Raw genomic sequence first — 19,990 nt, 5'->3', positions numbered from 1 at the left:
CGCATTGCAGCCGGGCAGGCGTCCGGGCCTCCGGGTCAGGCCGGATCAGGGCCCGGGCGCGGCAGTCAACCCCGAACCTCGTTGTCGGTCGAGTGTGTCAGGGTAGACGGGTGCCAGTCGACTTCACCGCCATCGATTTCGAGACCGCGAACAGCCATCCCGCTTCGGCGTGCGCCGTGGGTCTCGTGCGGGTGCGTGGTGGTGTCGTGGTGGATCGCGCGGAGTGGCTGATCCGACCCCCTGCGTCGCGCGGCGAGTTTCTGAGCTTCAACATCAAGATCCACGGAATCACCCCCGACATGGTCGCCGAAGCTCGCGAGTGGGCAGATCAGTTGTCAGATCTGCGTGATTTCATCGGCTCAGATGTCGCCGTTGCGCACAATGCCGGGTTCGACATGGGTGTGTTCCGCGGTGCCTGCGCAGAGACCGTGACTCCGGTGCCGAAGCTGCGCTATCTCTGCAGTGTGCAGGTCTCGCGCAAGACCTACGACATTCCGTCGCACCGCCTTCCGCTGTCGGCTGCGGCCGCGGGATTCGGCGAGTTCGCCCATCACGACGCGCTCGCCGACTCCGAGGCCTGTGCGGCAATCATCATCGACGCGGCGCGCCGGCACGAGGTACCCGACATCGCATCTCTGGCGAAGAAGACCGGTCTCAAACTGCAGACGCTGAAGGCGATTCCTCTGAAGCTGTAGCCCGCTCCAGACGAGGCTCGGACGCATCACGATTCCATCTCCATTCTGTGGTCGAATCGACACTCTGTTCGCCCGGCGCCGGGAATGTGCTTACTCTGGAGCAGTCCGCTTCGCATCATGTGGAGCCTCCAACGAAGGAGTGGCGCTCAGTGCATCAGAGAAAACTACTGTCCAAATTCAGACTGGCGGCAGGAGCGGCCCTCATGGGTCTCTTCATGCTTGTCGTCGCATCTCCCGCACAGGCGGCGCTGCAGGCGACAACACCGGCAGCGGGGCCGAGCCAGGCGGTTTCATCCGGCCCGGCCAAGGCCGGCGATCTCGACGGCAAGAAGTTTGTCATCGCGACCGACACCACGTTCGCCCCGTTCGAGTTCCGCGAAGGCGGCGAACTCGTCGGTATCGACATGGATCTGCTTCAGGCGATCGCTGAGAGGGAAAACTTCGAGGTCGACATCCAGTCGCTCGGCTTCCAGGCCGCTGTTTCAGCGGTGACCTCAGGTCAGGCCGACGGCGTGATCGCAGGCATGTCGATCACCGATGAACGCAAGGAGACGTTCGATTTCTCCGACCCGTACTTCGATTCGGGCATCCAGATGGCGGTCGCTGAGAACAGCGACGTGCAAGGCTACGAGGATCTCGCGGGAGAGACCGTCGTCGCCAAGGGTGGTTCCGAGGGCGAGTCCGAGGCGAAGAAGCTTGCCGAGGAGTACGACTTCACCGTCAAGGCACTCGATCAGTCGACCAGCCTCATCGAGTCGGTGAAAAACGGTTCCGCGGCAGCGGTCTTCGACGACTACCCGGTGCTGAAATACGGCATCGAGCAGGGCAACGGCCTGAAGGTCGTCACCGACAAGATCCCCGCCGGACAGTACGGATTCGCAGTCGCCAAGGGCGAAAACGCCGACCTGCTGCAGGCATTCGACGACGGGCTCGCCGAGCTGAAGGAAGACGGTACCTACGACGAGATTCTTACGACTTACCTGGGCGAGGGCAGCACGGACTCATCGCAGGGTGACGCACCCGAGGCACTCGATCTCGAGGGCAAGAAGTTCACGATCGCAACGGACACCACGTTCGCACCGTTCGAGTTCCGTCAGGGCGGCGAGCTGGTCGGTATCGATATGGACATCCTGAACCACATCGCTGAGGATCAGAACTTCCAGGTCGATATCCAGTCACTCGGCTTCCAAGCGGCCGTGTCAGCTGTGACCTCCGGGCAGGCCGACGGCGTGATCGCGGGCATGTCGATCACCGACGAACGCAAGGAGACCTTCGACTTCTCCGATCCCTACTTCGATTCCGGCGTGCAGATGGCCGTGTCCGAAGACAACACGGAGATCGAGGGATATGAGGATCTCGCGGGAGAGACCGTCGTCGCCAAGGGTGGTTCCGAGGGCGAAGCCGAGGCCAAGAAGCTGTCCGAGGAGTACGACTTCACCGTCAAGGCACTCGACCAGTCCACGAGTCTCATCGAATCGGTCAAGAACGGCTCGGCAGTCGCGGTCTTCGACGACTACCCGGTGCTGAAATACGGCATCGAGCAGGGCAACGGCCTGAAGGTCGTCACCGACAAGATCCCCGGCGGACAGTACGGATTCGCGGTCGCCAAGGGCGAGAACGCCGACCTGCTCGAAGCGTTCAACAACGGCCTCGCACGCATGCAGGCCGATGGCAGCTACGACGAGGTGCTCACTACCTACCTCGGTGAGGACTCCTCTGATTCCGGCGCGGGAGAAACCGCAGCCAAGCCCGGCTTCTTCCAGCTGCTCACCGACTCGATGCCCGCTCTCGGAAAGGGCCTGTGGAACACCGTGCTCATCACGGTCACGTCGTTCGTGATCGCGATCGTGCTCGGTCTCATCTTCGGGTTCATGAAGATTTCGACCTCGCGGATCCTGCGCGGAATCTCCTCGACCTTCGTCGCGATCTTCCGCGGCACCCCGGTGCTGGTGTGGGCGTTCCTGTTCTACTTCGGTCTGCCGCAGTTGACCGGAGCCACAGGCAATATCTTCTGGGCGGGTGTCGCAACGCTCTCGCTGAATGCTGGCGCGTATCTCACTGAGATCGTGCGCGGTGGCTTGCAAGCCGTGGACCCGGGCCAAATGGAGGCTTCGCGTTCACTAGGCCTCGGCTGGGGCAAATCGATGCGACGCGTAGTGGTGCCGCAGGCTGTGAAGATCTCGACGCCTGCGATCATCAACCAGTTCGTCATCACGCTGAAGGACTCCTCGCTGCTGCTGACCATCGGCTTCGCCGAGTTGCTGTACCAGGCGCAGCAGATCTACGCGGCCAACTACCGCACGACCGAGATGCTGATCATCGTCGGCATCATGTACTTCGTGGTGATCACCCTGCTGACCTGGGTGGCCAACATCGTGGATAAGAAGGTGAACAAGTGAACGAGAAGATCACCTCCGGAACTGTGCCGGTGGTCGTAAGCGGCGCAGGCATCAGCGTGCAGGGGCTGCGGAAATCATTCGGATCGAACGAGGTCTTGAAAGACATCAACCTCGAAGTGGCCCCGGGTGAGATCGTCTCCCTCATCGGGCCATCAGGATCGGGGAAGTCCACGATCCTGCGATGCTTGAACAAGCTCGACGTGCCGACCGCGGGCACCGTCGTGGTCGATGGCTACGACATCATGGACCCGAACGTCGACATCAATGAGGTGCGCCGTCACGCCGGTATGGTGTTCCAGCACTTCAACCTGTTCCCGAACATGTCGGTCGTAGAGAACGTGATGCTCGCGCCGGTCGAGACGGGCAAGCGAACGAAGGCCGAAGCGCGCAAGCAGGCGCTCGCGCTGCTCAAACGAGTCGGTCTCGAGGAGAAGGCCGATGCTCGGCCCTCTCAGCTCTCAGGCGGCCAGAAGCAGCGTGTCGCCATCGCTCGAGCTCTTGCCATGGAGCCCGCCATCATGCTCTTCGATGAGGCGACCTCGGCGCTCGACCCCGAGATGGTCGGCGAAGTGCTCGAGGTGATCCGTGAGCTCGCCAAGACTGGCATCACCATGGTGCTGGTCACGCACGAGATGGGGTTCGCCCGCGAGGTGTGCGACAAGGTCGTCTTCCTGGCCGATGGCGTCGTCTGCGAAGAGGGCCCGCCTGAGAAGGTCTTCGACAACCCGCAGACCCCGCGCCTGCAGGAGTTCCTGAGCAAGGTGCTCTGACCTCGCTCGGTCTTCGGTGGCCTCGTTCGCGTAGTACTCGCGAACGAGGCCACCGTCGTTTGTCGGACCTCGATGGCACGATGGAACCATGTCCATCCCACCTCCCCTGTTCGTCATCGTTGTGCTCGTGTCACTGCTGATCGGAGCGGTCGCCGCGACGATCATCGTCCGTGCGATCGCACAGCGAAACGCGCAAGAAGCGCAGATGCTCGCCGCACGTGAGCGCAAGCTCTCAGTGCAGCAGGCGAGGCTCGAAGCTGAGGCGGGTGCCCGATCGCTGCGCGAGGACCTCGCACGGGCCGAGGCTCAAGCACAGGGGCTCGCTGAGCGCCTGCGCGATGCACATCGCAGCGCCGAGCAGCGCTCGGCGCTCGACCGCGAGGAACAGCGTGTGCTGCAACAACTCGCTCCGCTGCGAGACAGCCTCGGCAAACTCGAACGCACTGTCACGGAGATCGAGCAGCAGCGTGCGAATCATCACGGCGAACTCACCGAGCAGCTCAGGCGAGCGGCTCGGGCGGAAGAGAAACTCCGCGGTACTGCCGAATCGCTGGCTGCGGCTCTGCGCTCGAACAACACTCGTGGGCTGTGGGGTGAAACGCAGTTGCGCCGCATCATCGAAGCTGCCGGCATGATCGAGCACGTCGACTTCGAGGTGCAACAGCGCATTGCAACGGATGACGGAGCAGTGCGCCCCGACCTTGTGGTGAAACTGCCCGGTGGCAAGGCCATCGCGATTGATGCGAAGGTGCCGTTCGACGCCTACCTCGAAGCACAGCATCTGAGCGAAACAGGCGGTGATGTGGAGAACGACGCAGCTCGGGAGTCGAAGCGGAAGGCACTGATCGTGCGGCACGCGAAAGCGCTCCGAGACCACATCATCGAACTGAGCAACCGCGACTACGCCTCCGCACTCGGTGATTCGCCCGAGTTCGTGATCGCATTCGTCCCGAGCGAGTCCTTGCTCTCCGCCGCACTCGATGCCGATCCGGTCATCCTCGAGTTCGCGTTCGAGCGTCGCGTCGCCCTCGCATCGCCGGTGAGTCTCTGGTCGATCTTGAAATCTGTCGCCTACAGCTGGCGGCAGGAGTCGCTCACCGCAGATGCTCGCCAACTCTTCGAACTCGGTCGCGAACTCCACAAACGCCTGGGCGTGAGCGCGGGTCATCTCGACAAGCTGGGCCGCTCGCTCTCACGCGGCGTGCAGAGCTACAACGCCTATGTGGGGTCGCTCGAACGTCAGGTGCTTCCCACCGCACGCAAGATCGGAGCGCTGAACGGAGCCGAGTTCGCTGAACCGTCACAGCTCGAAGATGCCGTTCGCCCGCTCGTCGCCGCCGAGCTGGCGCCGGATCCCACGCCCGAACCCACGATGGAGCTCACGACAGAGGATCCTGCCGAAAGCTGAACCAGTGCGACGCCGCGCACCCGCTTCGCCCAGCAGCCCCGCCCGTGAACGCCGCCCACGCCCACGCATCGCCCAGCAGCCCCGCCCACGCTTCGCCCGGCAGCCCCGCCCACGCTTCGCCCGGCAGCCCCGTCCGCGAACGCCGCGAGGGTAGAGAATCTTACGCAAGAATCGATTCTTGCGTAAGATTCTCTACCCTCGCGGGCGCCGACCTTGCGACGGGGCGGCGCTCAGCGCCGTGCGGGCTCAGTCCCAGCGGTCGGCGAGCATGTCGCTCACGACGTGGCGGATCGTGCCCGAGTGCGAACGCATGACCACGCTCTCCGCCCGGACGAACGGACCGTGGCGCCGCACCCCGTCGACGAAGTCGGCGTCAGTGATCCCGGTCGCCACGAAGTAGCAGTTATCGCTCGCGACCAGATCGTCGGCCTCGAGCACCCGATCAAGGTCATGCCCTGCATCGATCGCTTTCTGACGCTCATCGTCATCCTTGGGCCACAGACGCCCCTGGATCACGCCACCGAGCGCCTTCACAGCGCAGGCCGTGATGATGCCCTCGGGGGTGCCGCCGATGCCCACGCAGAGGTCGATGCGCGAATCGAAACGCGCAGCATTCACTCCGCCGGCCACATCGCCATCCATGAGCAGACGCGTGCCGGCGCCAGCCTCACGGATCTCCTGAATCAACTGTGCGTGACGCGGCCGGTCGAGCACCGCGACGCGCAGGTCGGAGACGTCGATGTTCTTCGCCTTGGCGAGTGCCCGAACGTTCTCGCCGATCGGCTTGCGGATGTCGACCACCCCGACGCCCTCCGGTCCGCAGACGAGCTTGTCCATGTAGAAGACCGCCGACGGGTCGTACATGCTGCCGCGGTCGGCCACCGCGATCACCGAAAGCGCGCCGGGGCGCCCCTCAGCGGTCAGGCGAGTGCCATCGATCGGATCCACCGCGACATCGCAGGCTGCACCCATGCCGTTGCCGACTCGCTCGCCGTTGTACAGCCAGGGTGCGTCATCCTTCTCACCCTCGCCGATGACCACGGTGCCACTCATCGAAACGGTCGAGAGGAACCGGCGCATCGCGTCGACCGCGGCACCATCGGCAGCGTTCTTGTCTCCGCGCCCGATGAAGGGGGTCGCGCGAATTGCCGCGGCCTCGGTGGCCCGAACGAGCTCCATGGCGAGGTTGCGGTCGGGCTGCCAGTTGCCAAGCGAATCAGGTTGAGTCATAGCGCAAGCCTACCGCGTAGACTGTCAGCCAAACCGGCCGAACGCCGGATTCGACGACTCGTATTAGGAGCCACGAAGATGCCCCTCGCCACCCCGGAACAGTACGCAGCGATGCTGGACACCGCCAAGACCGGCGGATTCGCATTTCCCGCGGTCAACGTTTCGAGCTCGCAGACGCTCAATGCGGCACTGCAGGGCTTCCAGGAGGCAGGTTCCGACGGCATCATCCAGATCAGCTTCGGCGGCGCCGACTACCTCTCGGGCCACACCGTGAAGAACCGCACCGCCGGATCCCTCGCCTTCGCGAAGTACGCCGAAGAGGTTGCGAAGTCGTACGGCGTGACCGTCGCCCTCCACACCGACCACTGCCCGAAGGAGCACCTCGAGTCCTTCATCATGCCCCTCATCGCCGCGAGCGAGGAGCGGGTGAAACAGGGTGGTCTCCCCTACTTCCAATCGCATATGTGGGACGGATCGGCGATCCCGCTCGATGAGAATCTCGAGATCGCGAAGCAGCTGCTCCCCCGCCTCGCAGTGATCGACGTCGTGCTCGAGGTCGAGATCGGTGTCGTCGGCGGCGAAGAGGACGGGATCTCGCACGAGATCAACGATCAGCTCTACACGACGCTCGACGACGCGGTCGCGACCGTCGAGGCGCTCGGCCTCGGCGAACAGGGCCGATATCTCACGGCGCTCACCTTCGGCAACGTGCACGGTGTCTACAAGCCGGGCAACGTGAAGCTGCGCCCCGAGCTTCTCGCCGATATCCAGTCGGGGCTCGCCGAGAAGTACAACACCGGTGAGAAACCGCTCGACCTGGTCTTCCACGGCGGCTCGGGATCCTCTGCCGAAGAGATCGCTGAGGCTGTGCGCAACGGCGTCGTGAAGATGAACATCGACACGGACACGCAGTACGCGTTCACACGCCCGGTTGCCGACTACATGCTCAAGAACTACGAGGGCGTGCTCAAGGTCGATGGCGAGGTCGGCAACAAGAAGCAGTACGACCCCCGCGCGTGGGGTCGAGTCGCCGAGACCGCGATGGCTGCGCGCCTCGTCGAGGCCGCAGAACAGCTCGGCTCGGCCGGCCGCTCGGTGAGCGCCTGATGAGCGAAAGCAACGATCCCCGCCCCCGCCCGGAGTACGGCGAGTACGCTCCCGAAGGCTGGGAGTGGAAGCCGGAGTCCGACGAGCAGGAGCCCAGCGGGCAGGAGCCAGACGGCGCACGGCCGGCCGACGGGCGGGACTCGGGCGACTCGCGGCCTGCCACGGGCTACGGAGACCGCGCTGCGGTGCCGAGCCCCCACGCGTCGTCGGGAGTTTCTTCCTCCGCCGGCCCGGTCGCGGGAGTGCCGCACAATCTCGGCGTCAAGGGTGCAGCGAATCAGCTGCCGCAGGCCGCTGCGCCCGCAGCACGCACCACGCCGACCGGCACGACGCCTTCGAGTACCCCGTCTTCGAGCGCCTCACCCTCGAACGGTGCTGTCGCGCCGGGCTCCGCGGATTCCGCTGGCCACCACGCACAGTCGTCGGGCGCAGACCGAGGCGGTGATCCGGCCCCCTACCGAGCTGACGCCCCGCAGCCGCTCGCTCCTTCGCAGGCCCGTGCGATGCAGGCCGCTCAGGCCTCGGCCGCGGGAGTCCCGGCGCAGAATGACCGCCGCGGTGACCGGATCATCACGATCATCCTGTTGGTGATCGGCGGCTTCGGTGCACTGTATAACGCACTGTCGCTGATGCAGCTGCCTGCGAGCATGGAGTTGATCCTCACCGCTCTGGGAAGCGACGCGTCGGTGCCGGCTTGGATCGGCACGATGAGTACGATCTCAGCGATCGGAACGCTCGCGCTCTACGCGGTGACGCTGATCTATTCGGTGCAGCGAGTGCGCGCACGGAAGCTGACGTTCTTCGTGCCGCTCATCGCGGGAGTGGTCGCCATCGTCGTGGTTATCGCGGTCAGCATCGTCGCTATGCTCGGCATTCCCGGCTTCGCAGACCTGATGCAGGATCCGGATGCCGCGGGTCGCATGATGGAATCGCTGCTCCAGACGAGTCAGTAACGCAACCGGTCACAGGGTTGGCCACAGTTCAGGGAGCCAGTGCGGTAATGGGCGCGACATGCACACCATCTGAACGGCGCCCCGCACTACCGGTTGCAGTGATGACAATAAGGGCAACGGGCTCCCCCTGTTTCCCAGAATCAACGCGCTGGACGAAGTTCAGTAGGCCAGCCGCAGCCTTGTCTACTTCCCTCTGACTCATCTTGATTTCTACAGCAGCCCAACGACCACCGGGCAAGGTGATGAGTGCATCGACCTCATTGCCGTATTCATCTCGCCACGTATCGACACGACCGCCGAGCCGCTGAGCAAAGATGCGTAGGTCTCGAACAACCAGGGCCTCGAAGTAATACCCCGCGGCTTCCAAATCGTTCAAGAGGTCCGAGCTGCCGATCCCTAGGGCTGCAGTTCCGATTGAGGGGTCGACGAAATAGCGAGTTGCGGCCATGCGCAGCCTTGCACGCGAACGCATGTGAGGCTGCCGGGCCTCAGAGTTGTCTAGCAGTTGCAGGCGCTCAAGCGCATCGAGATGACTATAGATAGTCGCCGGGGCAACAGGTCCGCGCTCCCCACCAGCATCTGCCGCGACTGTGCGCGTCGCGGGGCTCTGTGCAACGAAACGAGCGAGCGATGCAAGCACCCGCCCGAGCGTGCGCGGATCACGCCTCCCGATGAACGACGGGATGTCTACTTCGATGATCTGTTTGAGATAGCCCGATAGCCAGCTGCGCGCCTCCCGCTCCTCGGCGTCGAGCAGATCAGGCCATCCACCGATGACGGCGCGTTCCATGAGACCGGGAACCGTCATCCCGTTGCCCCTCCCGGTCTGGGTGGCCCCTCCAAGAAGTGCTTCGAGTGAAACTTCCCCGGTCGAATGACCGACTCGAAGAGACTCATCGGGCGCATCCGAAGTACTCCGAAACGGCCAGCACCGGAATGGCGGGTCGTGTCGTCTTTTGGCGTTGCGGAACCCGTCAGTAGATACAGCCCGCGTCGATGCTCCGCAGCATCGACTGCTCGGCGCACTCGATTCCAAAGCTCGGGTGCCGCCTGCCATTCATCGAACAAGATCGGCGTGACATGGTCGAACAAGTAGTCAGAGTTCAGCTCGATCGAAGCCCGCGCAGTGGCGTCTTCATCCATCTCGAACTTCGTGGCAGCGACCCGCGAAGCGGTCGCAGTCTTCCCGCATGCCTTAGGACCCTCAATGAGTACCGCACCTACGGCCCCATGAGGTCGGCAAGCTCAGCATCGGCAACACGGGGGACGTAATCAACCATTACAGAAGCAAACACTTTGCGATACTAGAAATGAACACTTTACGCCCCGAGAACTGAACGAAGAGCGGGGAAGGCGTGAGTCTCTAGGAGCGCTCTCAAGAACCAACCGCCTCGAACCGGACCCACTCAGACCCGTGTCTGTCGCCGCTTCGACTCCACCGCTGCAACAATCGAGGCCTTAGGGACTTCCTCCTCATTCCCATCAAGTCACCTAGTTACCCGCCGGAGACTGGCTAGCGCTCTTCGGCTTCTCGCCGTGCTTGCTCGGTGTATTCGAGGGTGCGGCGCTCGAGTTCACGCTCGGCGGCGAGCAGCGCGTCTGAGGAGCGGCGGATCAGCATGCCGCGATCCTCACCCCGAATCGCGATGTGCAGCCACTCCATACTCGCGTCGAGCTGCCCCGCCTGCTCGGCGGCGTCGCGCAGACCCGCAAGAAGCTTGTCGGGCACTTCCTTCTCGTACTTGTAGTAGATCTTGTGCTCGAGGCTCGCCCAGAAATCCATGGCAATGGTGCGGATCTGCACCTCGACGTACGTGTGCACGGCGCCGCTTGACAGGAATACCGGTAGCTCGAGGATGACGTGCAGGCTGCGGTAGCCGTTCTCCTTGGGCTTCGCGATGTAATCCTTGATGGTGTGCACCCGCACGTCGTCGTGCGCGGTCAAGAGTTCGAAGACGCGATAGACGTCGGAGATGAAGCTGCAGACCACTCGCACACCCGCGATGTCGGTGATCTCTTCGCGGATCGCCTCGAACGCGAGCGGCACCTCGCGTCGACGCACTTTCTCAATCACGCTGTCGGCGGTCTTCAGCCGCCCGGAGACGTGCTCGATCGGGTTGTACTCGCCCGTTTCCTGGAACTCTTCCTGGAGAATACTCAGCTTCGTACGCACCTCGTCGATCGCGAAGCGGTACGGCATCAAGAACGGCTTGAGCGCATCGCGTAGATCACGCATGCCGTCGTCGGTCTCGAGATCGAGCGCGGCGAGGTCGGCGTCCATCGGCGGCACGATCGAGATCGGCGAGGTCGCCGTCGACACGGTGCGGATCGGCGTCGTATTCGTCGTGACGATACTCACGGGGGCTGTGACCGGGTGCGCGTCGACCAGCGAACTCCGCGAACCTCGCAGGCCCCGCCAACTCGAGGAGCCTGACTCCATCCCGCTGGATGAAGGGTCTCCCGGTTCGAGGTTCGTCGATTCTGTCACACTACGACGCTAACGTACCCGGTGCAGAACTGCATGTGCGTGACAAGACAAGGAATACAGTCTCGTTCTGCCCTGTTGTACCGGAGTATGACCCTTCCCACGCTCTCGATTCTGGATCTCGCGACTGTGCCGGAAGGAGGCGATATCGGGACTGCGCTGCGCAATTCCGAAGAGCTCGCCCAGACCGCGGAACAGCTCGGATACCGGCGCATCTGGTACGCGGAGCACCACAACATGCCGTCGATCGCGTCGAGTGCGACCGCCGTGCTGATCGCCCACATTGCGGCACGCACGTCGACAATCGGGCTCGGGGCGGGCGGCGTCATGCTGCCGAACCATTCACCGCTCGTCATCGCCGAGCAGTTCGGCACACTCGCGGAGCTGCATCCCGGCAGAATCGATCTGGGTCTCGGGCGCGCGCCCGGCACAGACGGGGCGACGTTCCGGGCACTGCGTCGCACGCACGCCGATGCCGAGAATTTTCCGAATGACGTGCTCGAGCTGCAGCAGTACCTCGGTGACGACATCCCCCGCACACGAGTCAACGCCTACCCGGGGCGCGGCACACGGGTGCCGATCACGATCCTCGGCTCGAGTCTCTTCGGCGCGAACCTCGCGGCGCAGTTCGGTCTGCCCTATTCGTTCGCCTCGCACTTCGCACCGCAGGCGCTGACTGCGGCGGTGCGGCACTATCGCGACAATTATGTGCCGAGCGAGCAGCACCCGGAACCCTACGTATCGGCGGGCATCAACGTCGTCGCCGCTGAGACCGACCGCGAGGCGGAAGAGCTGTTCGTGCGCACCGAGGTCAGTCGTGTGCGTTCGTTCCTCTCACGTGGGCGAGAGCAAGAGCTCACGCATGACGAGGCGCTCGCACTCTACGACAGCCCTGCCGGCATCGAGATCCGGGGCATGATGAAGCACACCGCGGTCGGCGGTGCGGATCGCGTGGCCGAGCAATTGGAGGCGTTCGCACAGCATGCCGATGCCGATGAGCTGATCACGGTGCACGCGGCTCCCACGCAGCAGGAACGGCTGAATTCGATCAGGATCGCTGCGCCTACTCGACGACCGTGACGAGCCCCTGCATTTCAGGGTGAATGCTGCAGAGATAAGGGAACTCTCCCGCTGAATCGAACACATGCACGTAGCTGCCCTCGACCATGAGTTCGCTCACGAAGCTGCGGTCGTTCGAGACGACGTCGTGTTCCTGAGCGCCTTCGAACTCCCAGCGCACCGCTTCTCCGACTCGCACGGTGACTTCGGCCGGTTCGTAGGAGTTGTCGACCGCCTGCACGACGACGACAGCCTCCGCATCGTCATCAGAGGGCGTGACCTCCGGTTTCGAAGGTGAGCAGCCGGCAATACTTGCAAGCGCCGTCAGCCCTGCGATGCCCGCGGCCCCGCGCAGCAGCGCACGACGCGTGATCATCGAACGTGCATCGCCCGAGCGGCGTCTGTGATCGCGCCGGTGAGCGAGGGGTAGACGGTGAAGGCCGAGGCCACCTGGTCAACGGTCAGGCCGTGCTCGACGGCGAGCGCGAGCGGGAAGATGAGCTCGCTCGCGCGGCTGGCGACGATGACGCCGCCGACGACAGTGCCGGAGGCCTTCCAGGCGAACAGTTTCACGAAGCCCTCTGAGATGCCGAGCATCTTCGCGCGCGGGTTGACGTTCAGAGGGATCGTCGTGGTGAAGGGCTCTGCCATCGCAGAGGCATCTGCGAGCGCCCGTTCGGTCCACCCCACGTTTGCGATCTCAGGCTGGGTGAAGACGTTCGCCGCGACGTTGCGCAGGTCGATCGGGCGGACGAAGTCGCCGAGTGCGTGCATGATCGCGGTACGCCCCTGCATTGATGCGACTGAAGCGAGCGGGAAGAAGTCAGTGCAGTCGCCGGCAGCGTAGACGGAGGGAACGCTGGTGCTGGCCACCTTGTTGACGCGAATGTGGCCGCTCTCCGTGAGCTTCACTCCGGCCTCTTCGAGACCGAGCCCTTCCGTGTTCGGCACGGAGCCGACCGCCATCAGGCAGTGGGATCCCTCGACCGTGCGACCGTCTGAGAGGGTGACCAGCACGCCCTCGTCGGTACGCGCGACCGATTCCGCCCGAGACTTCGACATCACGTTCATACCGAGCCTCGCGAACTCGCGCTCGATCACTGCGGCGGCATCGGGATCCTCACCCGGCAGCACCTGCTCACGACTCGAGACGAGCGTCACCTCAGCACCGAGCGTCGCATACGCATTCGCGAACTCCGCGCCGGTGACGCCAGAGCCCACGACGATGAGATGCTCAGGGATCGAACCCAGATCGTACAACTGCTTCCAGGTGAGGATCCGCTCACCATCGGGCTTCGCACTGTCGAGTTCACGGGGGCGTGCGCCGACCGCGACAACGATGGTGTTGGCTTCGCAGCGGTCGAAGTCGGTGCCCGCACCGTCGGCTGCCGTCGAGATGAGCACGGCGTTCGGCCCGTCGAGGCGCGCCTCGCCCTGCACCACGCGCACGCCCGCCTGCTCCAAGGTGGTCAGCATGTCGACCGACTGCGCAGCAGCCATCGCGACCACGCGCTTGTTGATCGCGGCGAGGTTCACGGCGATCTCAGGGCGCACCGGCTTGCCATCGCCGCTCGGCACGAAGGCCTGCACGCCGAGCTTGCCCGCATCACGTACGCCCTGCACCGCACCGGCGGTCGCGATGAGGCTCTTCGAGGGGACCACATCGGTGAGCACGGCCGCCCCACCGATGCCCTCGCGCTCGACGACAGTCACGTCAGCGCCGAGCTGGGCGCCCGCCAAAGCCGCCTCGTATCCGCCCGGGCCTCCGCCCAGAACGACGATTCTGTGCTTGCGCTCATTCGCTTTCGCCATACCTGTCATCTTAGAGGTCCTCAGGCTGTCATCCACGGCCGGGCATACCCGGCCCGGCATTCACGCCGCCTACACTGGTGGGAAACCTCCGCGTACCGGCGCGGAGATCAGATTCGTGCTGCTGGAAGGACATCGAAGTCGATGCTGACCCCTGACACCTCTCGCCCCGAGCTCGCGCATTCGAGCGCGACCGTGGGCTCTCAGCTCGAACGGAACCCGGGCATGCCGGCGAGCACGTGGCGCTTGCGCAGCGATGCCTGGGAGTACCTGCGCTTCGCGGTGAAGCGCATTGCGCTCGGCAACGACAGCGACGATGTGCTGTCGAGCGACGGCGAGGTCTCTCGTTCGCTGCGTGCCCTTGAGACGATTGAGATGTACTGGGCCGGCTTCGGGCAGCGCTACGTACGCGGAGTACGCGAGCTGCTGGAAGAAGGCGACTACTACACTGCGCTCGAGCGCATCGGCCGCGTCGTCAACCGCTTGCGCTGCAACACGGTGCCCGACGAACCCCGAGATGATCAGCTGGATGAAGCCGAGCGCCTCGAATGGCAGGACGACAACGATCCTCGCCCCCGATTCGAGGTACTCGTCGTCGACGAAACCACCGAAAGCGACCGTGACGGCCTCCACGGCGAAGCGCTCCGGCTTCGGAGCGCAGCCGACGACTTCATCTACGACTTCGTGGTCGTACCGTCAGCGGAAGACGCGATCGCGGCAGTCATGACGAATCCGACGATCCTCGCCTGTGTCGTGCGACCCGGGTTCAGTGACGCCTCGCGTCAGCGCCTGAGCCGCGAACTGCAAGAGACGATCTCCATCGCCCGCGAGTCGGCAGGCACGCATCCGGCCTCATCTCGGAGTTCACTCGCCTCCGTGCAGCGCGTACTCGGGCTCGCCGACACGCTCGCCTCCCTGCGGCCGGAACTCGACCTCTACCTCGTCGCAGGTGCGCACATCGAAGAGCTCGCCGGTGTGCTCACTCGGCGCTTCCGCCGCGTCTTCCGACGCGAGGATCAACTCGAGCTGCATCTGACACTGCTCCGCCGTGTCTCGCACCTCTACGACACCCCCTTCTTCTCCGCGATCCAAGACCACGCCCGTCGACCCGTCGGCGTATTCCACGCGCTGCCCGTCGCGCGCGGCGGATCGGTGATGAACTCGAAGTGGATCAAAGACCTCGCCGACTTCTACGGCCTCAACCTGCTGCTGGCCGAGACCAGCGCCACCTCTGGCGGCCTCGACTCACTCCTCGCCCCGACCGGTGCGATCAAGAAGGCTCAAGATCTCGCCGCCCGCGCCTTTGGTGCAAAGCACAGCTACTTCGTCACCAACGGCACGTCGACGGCGAACAAGATCGTGCACCAGGCTCTCGTCGCGCCCGGCGATGTCGTGCTCGTTGACCGCAACTGCCACAAGTCGCACCACCACGCGATGATGCTCACCGGAGGCCGTGCCGCCTACCTCGAGGCCTACCCGCTGAACGACTACGCCTTCTATGGGGCCGTGCCGCTCAGCCGCATCAAGCAGATGCTGCTCGACTACCGTGCTGCCGGGCGCCTCGACGAAGTACGCATGGTGACGCTCACCAACTGCACCTTCGACGGCATCGTCTACGATCCCGAACGCGTCATGGCGGAGTGCCTCGCGATCAAACCCGACCTCGTCTTCCTCTGGGACGAAGCCTGGTTCGCCTTCGCCACCTTCCACCCCGTGACGCGTCGCCGCACCGCGATGACCGCCGCCGCAAACCTGGAAGCGAAGTTCAAGACGTCACTGCACGCCGCCGAGTACCGCGCGCAGCAAGCCCGGCTCTTCAACGAAGACGGCACCCCGAAGGAAGACTCGGTGTGGCTCGAGGAGCGGCTGATCCCGAGCCCCGAAGCCCGGCTGCGTGTCTACGCGACGCATTCGACGCACAAGACGCTCACCGCGCTGCGTCAGGGATCGATGATCCACATCTACGACCAGGACTGGGTGCGGGATGCCGAGGAGCCGTTCCACGAGGCATACATGACGCATACGTCGACCTCGCCGAACTATCAGATCCTCGCATCGCTCGACCTCGGCCGCCGGCAGATGGAGCTGGAGGGCTTTCAGCTCGTGCAGCAGCAGCTCGACCTTGCGACGAGCCTGTCGCAGGCGATCATCCGCCATCCGCTGCTGCGCCGCACCTACCGCGTACTCACGTCGCGCGAGTTGATCCCTGCGGAGAACCGCGAGGTCGGCCGCCCGATGCCGCTGCGCGACGGCCTCGCCGAGATGTGGAAGGCCTGGGACACCGACGAGTTCGTCATCGACCCGAGCCGCATCACAGTCGAGATCACCCGGACCGGTGTCGACGGCGATACGTTCAAGCATGAGCACCTCATGAACCGCTACGGCATCCAGGTCAACAAGACCAGCCGTAACACGGTGCTGTTCATGACCAACATCGGGACCACTCGCAGTGCGATCGCATACCTCATCGAGGTGCTTGTGAAACTCGCCGAGCGCTTCGAAGAAGAACGTGCGCAGAGCGATCCCGAACTCACCGGGCCACCTGAGGACGTCATGCCGCCGCTGCCAGACTTCAGCCGCTTCGCCCCCGGATACGATGCCGAGCACGGGCTGCCCGACGGCGATATTCGACCGGCGTTCTTCCTCGGACAGAAGCGCGGAGCGATCGAGCACGTGCTGCACAATGAGTTGCGCAAGCGGGTGGATCGCGGTGAGCATCCGGTTTCCGCAGGCTTTGTCACGCCGTACCCGCCCGGATTCCCCGTGCTGGTACCCGGGCAGGTCATCACGGCTGAGGTGCTCGACTTCATGGGAGTGCTCGACACTCGCGAGATCCACGGCTACGATCCTCGGCGCGGCTACCGCGTGCTGAAGTCCCAGGAGTAGCGGACGTCACGCCCGGGGCTCCCGCGAAAGAGCTCAACGCTACTTCACCGACACGTAGATATGGGATCAGCGCGTAGATATGCCAATCTCACGGTTTTTGGCATATCTACGCGCTGATCCCATATCTATCTGCTGCTCCCCGTGAAATCGCCCCTGCATCACACCGACGCCCAGGCCCAAACCAGACCCGCACCCACCCAACACCACCCCTCACTCCCGGGTTCCGCCTCACAACTCGCACTTGCCGCCATCTATCCACATATCGCGCGACTCCCCACCAAAGGTGCACCGGGGAGCGCAGTGTTGAAGCATGTACCGAACAGTCCTCCGCGACGGCAACGGAATCGCCCGAACGAGTGACCTCCTGGCTGCTGGCCTTACGCGCCATCGGCTCAACCAAGAAGTCAGGGCCGGACGCCTCATCCGAGTGGCCCGAGGCTGGATCGGTCGTCCCGAGGCCGACCCTGCCCTACTGTTCGCCGCCCGGCACAGTTTGGTGCTGACTTGCATCACCCAGGCGGCGCGATTCGGGCTCTGGGTCAGGGACCCCGCTCAGCCTCACTTCGCTGTACCTCGCCCTGGTGCAGAGAAAAGACCCCCTCAAGCACGCCTGCACTACGGCGAACCGATCTCACCCAGGACTCCGTTCTCGCTCGCAGATACGCTCGAGAACACGCTGGTCGCCGTCGCACGCTGCCAGACATTCGAGGATGCGGTAGCGACCTGGGATTCGGCGCTCAACCAACGACTCGTGGATCGGGAAGCGCTCGAACAGCTCCCACTTCGACCCGGTGCACGTCGGGTTCTCGAGGCCACAGACCCCTTCTCTGATTCAGGACTAGAAACCTATGTGCGAGTCAGAACGCAAGGCCTCGGGGTGTCCATCCGTTCTCAAGTGTGGCTGAACGGGCACCGCGTCGACTTTCTCATCGGGGAGCGTCTCGTTCTGCAGATCGACGGAGGGCATCATGTCGATGCTCAGCGGATCAAGGACAATCGGCACGACGCTGAGCTGCGGATGTGCGGGTACACCGTGATCCGCGTCGGGTACGCGCAGGTGATGCACCACTGGCCTGAGGTTCACGAGCTCCTCACCCGCGCGGTCGCTCGCGGACTGCATCTCGCGAAGTAATAGTCATTCGCAACGGATCGCGACTGCTCTACACGCAGAGGCATCTGCTGCATCGACATCTAGATATGGGATCAGCACGTAGATATGGGATCAGCACGTAAATATGCGGAATTCAGGATTTTTGTCATATCTACGTGCTGATCCCATATTGAACTGCTGCGCGGCGCGGGTGGGGCGGAGCAGGCGGCGCGGCGCGGGCGGCGCGGCGCGGGCGGCGCGGCGCGGGCGGCGCGGCGCGGGCGGCGCGGCGCGGGCGGCGCGGCGCGGCGCGGGCGGGGCGGAGCGGGCGGGGGCCAGCACCGAAGGAGGCAACGCAGACACGACAGACACGCCACGGCGCGAACACGATACTCACCACGCACCACGCACCACGCACCACTCACCACGCACCACTCACCACGCACCAGGCCCAGCCCACCAATCATCCGATGTTCTATCATGAGATCGATTCTTTTCAAGCGGATCACAACGCACCGGCCTACTTCTCCGAAATTCGGCGGTGCGACGCGCGCCCGCTGACGACTCCGAGGAGACCGGATGCGGGACGACACCGACAAGGCATCGGAGCCGAGCAGGGACGGCCTGCCGAGCAGCGGCGGCCCGCCGAGCAGCGACGGTCTGTCGAGCAGCAGCCCGCCGAGCAGCAGCGGACTGTCGCGCCGCGGCATGCTCGCACTGTTCGGCGGCGGTGCGGCCGGCATCGCCCTGGGCGCGGGGTCTACTGCCGCGGTCATGTCCACGAACGGTCTCGGCCTCGGCACGAGGGCTGCAGGAGACAACGGTGGCTCGGGCAGCAACGGCAACGGCAAATCTGGCGCCACGGGCACGGTCACCCCGTTCTACGGGACACACCAATCGGGCATCATCACTCCGGCGCAGGATCGCATGCACTTCGCCGCCTTCGACGTCGCCGATGACCTCACGCGTGACGACCTGATCGAGCTGCTGCAGGACTGGAGCTACGCGGCGAGCCGCCTGACTCAGGGGCTCGAGATCAGCGTGAACGGCGCGTTCGGCGGCGGCGCCTACATGCCTCCGGACGACACCGGAGAGGCCACCGGCATCTCCCCTGCCGGCCTCACCCTGACGTTCGGTCTCGGCCGCACTCTGTTCGAGACCGAATCGGGTGAAGATCGATTCGGCCTCGCCTCGCAAGTTCCGTCCGAGCTTTCCGACCTCCCGAAGATGGTGAACGACTTCATCGATCGCGGGCGCTCGGGCGGCGATCTGTGCATTCAGGCATGCGCAGACGATCCGCAGGTTGCGGTGCACGCGATTCGCAACCTCACCCGTCTCGCCTTCGGGCGGGCACAACTGCGCTGGTCGCAGCTCGGATTCGGCCGGACCTCATCGACGTCGAAGTCGCAGGAGACGCCACGCAATCTGTTCGGCCAGAAAGACGGGACTGCGAATCTGAAGGCGGAGGATCCCGAGCTGCTCGACGAGCACGTCTGGATCGACGAGCAACAGGGTCCCGCCTGGGCCGTGGGAGGCAGCTACCTCATCACGCGACGCATCAATATGACGATCGAGGTGTGGGACAGTCTGCAGCTCGGCGAGCAGGAACGGGTGACCGGCCGCGATAAGCGGCACGGCGCACCGCTCTCGGGCGGCGACGAGTTCACCGAACCCGACTTCACGGCGCGGGGCGACGATGGGCAACTGAGCATCGACGAGCGGTCGCACGTCGCACGCGCGCATCCGTCGAACAACGACGGCATCCGGATGCTCCGACGCGGGTACAACTTCGTTGACGGAAACGACGATCAGGGGCGGCTCAACGCCGGTCTCTTCTTCATCGCGTTCGTGAAGGATCCCGCGCGCTTTGCGCGGGTACACAAGAACATGGCCCGAGACGACCTCTTCGTCGAGTACCTCAAGACGACGGGAACGGCCGTGTTTGTCGTACCACCAGGAATCTCGGACGGGCAGTACATCGGCCAGTCCCTCTTCGAGTCCTAGCCACTCGAACTCGAGTCATTCGAACGCTGGAAACTCGAGCCCTGAACGTACAAATCCCAGACGCCCAAACCCACAGGGTGGTTCCCTGGGGCGTC

General features: G+C 64.3%; 16 protein-coding genes. 10 read left to right on the top strand and 6 right to left on the bottom strand.

Features of this window, described 5'->3' with window-relative positions:
- The first annotated feature begins 110 nt into the window (after positions 1-110).
- The 4 genes from ACUYV6_RS07030 to rmuC all read left to right on the top strand — a co-directional run bounded on the left by ACUYV6_RS07030 (position 111) and on the right by rmuC (position 5,272).
- Positions 111-695 carry an exonuclease domain-containing protein gene (locus tag ACUYV6_RS07030; RefSeq protein WP_449277952.1) on the top strand — a complete coding sequence of 195 codons (585 nt, stop codon included), beginning with the start codon at positions 111-113 and terminating at the stop codon, positions 693-695.
- 203 nt (positions 696-898) lie between these two features.
- A complete protein-coding gene (locus tag ACUYV6_RS07025) occupies positions 899-3,094 on the top strand; it encodes an ABC transporter substrate-binding protein/permease (protein ID WP_449277951.1) in 2,196 nt (731 codons plus the stop codon).
- Entirely contained in the window at positions 3,091-3,864 is a 774-nt protein-coding gene (locus tag ACUYV6_RS07020) for an amino acid ABC transporter ATP-binding protein (RefSeq protein WP_449277950.1), read from the top strand. The genes ACUYV6_RS07025 and ACUYV6_RS07020 overlap by 4 nt, the downstream gene beginning before the upstream one ends.
- Before the next feature lie 88 nt (positions 3,865-3,952).
- Positions 3,953-5,272: a DNA recombination protein RmuC gene (gene rmuC / locus ACUYV6_RS07015; protein ID WP_449277949.1), complete on the top strand. Its 1,320-nt coding sequence runs from the start codon at positions 3,953-3,955 to the stop codon at positions 5,270-5,272.
- 246 nt (positions 5,273-5,518) lie between these two features.
- Here rmuC and glpX read toward each other — a convergent pair whose 3' ends face one another.
- Positions 5,519-6,502: a class II fructose-bisphosphatase gene (gene glpX / locus ACUYV6_RS07010; protein ID WP_449277948.1), complete on the bottom strand. Its 984-nt coding sequence runs from the start codon at positions 6,500-6,502 to the stop codon at positions 5,519-5,521.
- A 78-nt stretch (positions 6,503-6,580) separates the two neighbouring features.
- Here glpX and fbaA point away from each other — a divergent pair, with 78 nt between their 5' ends.
- Entirely contained in the window at positions 6,581-7,609 is a 1,029-nt protein-coding gene (fbaA, locus tag ACUYV6_RS07005) for a class II fructose-bisphosphate aldolase (protein ID WP_449277947.1), read from the top strand.
- The gene (locus ACUYV6_RS07000) at positions 7,609-8,562 is read left to right on the top strand and encodes a DUF6264 family protein (protein ID WP_449277946.1); all 954 of its coding nucleotides are present in this window, start codon (positions 7,609-7,611) and stop codon (positions 8,560-8,562) included. The genes fbaA and ACUYV6_RS07000 overlap by 1 nt, the downstream gene beginning before the upstream one ends.
- 28 nt (positions 8,563-8,590) lie before the next feature.
- Here the strand turns inward: ACUYV6_RS07000 and ACUYV6_RS06995 are convergent, their stop codons facing one another.
- From ACUYV6_RS06995 to ACUYV6_RS06985, 3 genes are all read right to left on the bottom strand, one after another.
- Positions 8,591-9,370 (bottom strand): ATP-binding protein, encoded by a 780-nt coding sequence (locus tag ACUYV6_RS06995; protein ID WP_449277945.1) that lies wholly within the window; start codon positions 9,368-9,370, stop codon positions 8,591-8,593.
- Positions 9,367-9,771 carry an AAA family ATPase gene (locus tag ACUYV6_RS06990; RefSeq protein ID WP_449278230.1) on the bottom strand — a complete coding sequence of 135 codons (405 nt, stop codon included), beginning with the start codon at positions 9,769-9,771 and terminating at the stop codon, positions 9,367-9,369. The genes ACUYV6_RS06995 and ACUYV6_RS06990 overlap by 4 nt, the downstream gene beginning before the upstream one ends.
- A gap of 304 nt (positions 9,772-10,075) precedes the next feature.
- Positions 10,076-11,050 carry a GTP pyrophosphokinase gene (locus tag ACUYV6_RS06985; protein ID WP_449277944.1) on the bottom strand — a complete coding sequence of 325 codons (975 nt, stop codon included), beginning with the start codon at positions 11,048-11,050 and terminating at the stop codon, positions 10,076-10,078.
- Between the two features lie 87 nt (positions 11,051-11,137).
- Here ACUYV6_RS06985 and ACUYV6_RS06980 point away from each other — a divergent pair, with 87 nt between their 5' ends.
- Complete coding sequence (locus ACUYV6_RS06980) at positions 11,138-12,127, top strand: LLM class flavin-dependent oxidoreductase (protein WP_449277943.1); 990 nt, start codon at positions 11,138-11,140, stop codon at positions 12,125-12,127.
- Here ACUYV6_RS06980 and ACUYV6_RS06975 read toward each other — a convergent pair.
- Together ACUYV6_RS06975 and ACUYV6_RS06970 are read right to left on the bottom strand one after the other, a co-directional pair.
- Positions 12,111-12,482, bottom strand: coding sequence for a cupredoxin domain-containing protein (locus tag ACUYV6_RS06975; protein ID WP_449277942.1), 372 nt, complete (start codon positions 12,480-12,482; stop codon positions 12,111-12,113). The two genes, ACUYV6_RS06980 and ACUYV6_RS06975, sit on opposite strands and share 17 nt — an antisense overlap.
- Positions 12,479-13,918 carry an NAD(P)H-quinone dehydrogenase gene (locus ACUYV6_RS06970; protein WP_449277941.1) on the bottom strand — a complete coding sequence of 480 codons (1,440 nt, stop codon included), beginning with the start codon at positions 13,916-13,918 and terminating at the stop codon, positions 12,479-12,481. The genes ACUYV6_RS06975 and ACUYV6_RS06970 overlap by 4 nt, the downstream gene beginning before the upstream one ends.
- A gap of 141 nt (positions 13,919-14,059) precedes the next feature.
- Between ACUYV6_RS06970 and ACUYV6_RS06965 the strand changes: the two genes are divergently transcribed.
- The 3 genes from ACUYV6_RS06965 (at position 14,060) to efeB (ending at position 19,895) form a co-directional block, all read left to right on the top strand.
- Positions 14,060-16,801 (top strand): aminotransferase class I/II-fold pyridoxal phosphate-dependent enzyme, encoded by a 2,742-nt coding sequence (locus ACUYV6_RS06965; protein WP_449277940.1) that lies wholly within the window; start codon positions 14,060-14,062, stop codon positions 16,799-16,801.
- A 310-nt stretch (positions 16,802-17,111) separates the two neighbouring features.
- Positions 17,112-17,933 (top strand): DUF559 domain-containing protein, encoded by an 822-nt coding sequence (locus tag ACUYV6_RS06960; protein WP_449277939.1) that lies wholly within the window; start codon positions 17,112-17,114, stop codon positions 17,931-17,933.
- A gap of 537 nt (positions 17,934-18,470) precedes the next feature.
- On the top strand, positions 18,471-19,895 hold the full coding sequence (gene efeB, locus ACUYV6_RS06955; protein ID WP_449277938.1) for an iron uptake transporter deferrochelatase/peroxidase subunit: 1,425 nt from the start codon (positions 18,471-18,473) through the stop codon (positions 19,893-19,895).
- The last annotated feature ends 95 nt before the right edge of the window (positions 19,896-19,990 follow it).

The organism is Leucobacter sp. GX24907 (assembly GCF_053567335.1).
This window is presented reverse-complemented; position numbering and strand designations above follow the sequence as displayed.

Bases quoted from the DNA above. Each gene is read 5' to 3' on its own strand.
- ACUYV6_RS07025 (WP_449277951.1), top strand. From the start codon at position 899: ATGGGTCTCTTCATGCTTGTCGTCGCATCTCCCGCACAGGCGGCGCTG.
- rmuC (WP_449277949.1), top strand. From the start codon at position 3,953: ATGTCCATCCCACCTCCCCTGTTCGTCATCGTTGTGCTCGTGTCACTG.
- glpX (WP_449277948.1), bottom strand. From the start codon at position 6,502: ATGACTCAACCTGATTCGCTTGGCAACTGGCAGCCCGACCGCAACCTC.
- fbaA (WP_449277947.1), top strand. From the start codon at position 6,581: ATGCCCCTCGCCACCCCGGAACAGTACGCAGCGATGCTGGACACCGCC.
- ACUYV6_RS07000 (WP_449277946.1), top strand. From the start codon at position 7,609: ATGAGCGAAAGCAACGATCCCCGCCCCCGCCCGGAGTACGGCGAGTAC.
- ACUYV6_RS06995 (WP_449277945.1), bottom strand. From the start codon at position 9,370: ATGACGGTTCCCGGTCTCATGGAACGCGCCGTCATCGGTGGATGGCCT.
- ACUYV6_RS06980 (WP_449277943.1), top strand. From the start codon at position 11,138: ATGACCCTTCCCACGCTCTCGATTCTGGATCTCGCGACTGTGCCGGAA.
- ACUYV6_RS06975 (WP_449277942.1), bottom strand. From the start codon at position 12,482: ATGATCACGCGTCGTGCGCTGCTGCGCGGGGCCGCGGGCATCGCAGGG.
- ACUYV6_RS06970 (WP_449277941.1), bottom strand. From the start codon at position 13,918: ATGGCGAAAGCGAATGAGCGCAAGCACAGAATCGTCGTTCTGGGCGGA.
- ACUYV6_RS06965 (WP_449277940.1), top strand. From the start codon at position 14,060: ATGCTGACCCCTGACACCTCTCGCCCCGAGCTCGCGCATTCGAGCGCG.
- ACUYV6_RS06960 (WP_449277939.1), top strand. From the start codon at position 17,112: ATGTACCGAACAGTCCTCCGCGACGGCAACGGAATCGCCCGAACGAGT.
- efeB (WP_449277938.1), top strand. From the start codon at position 18,471: ATGCGGGACGACACCGACAAGGCATCGGAGCCGAGCAGGGACGGCCTG.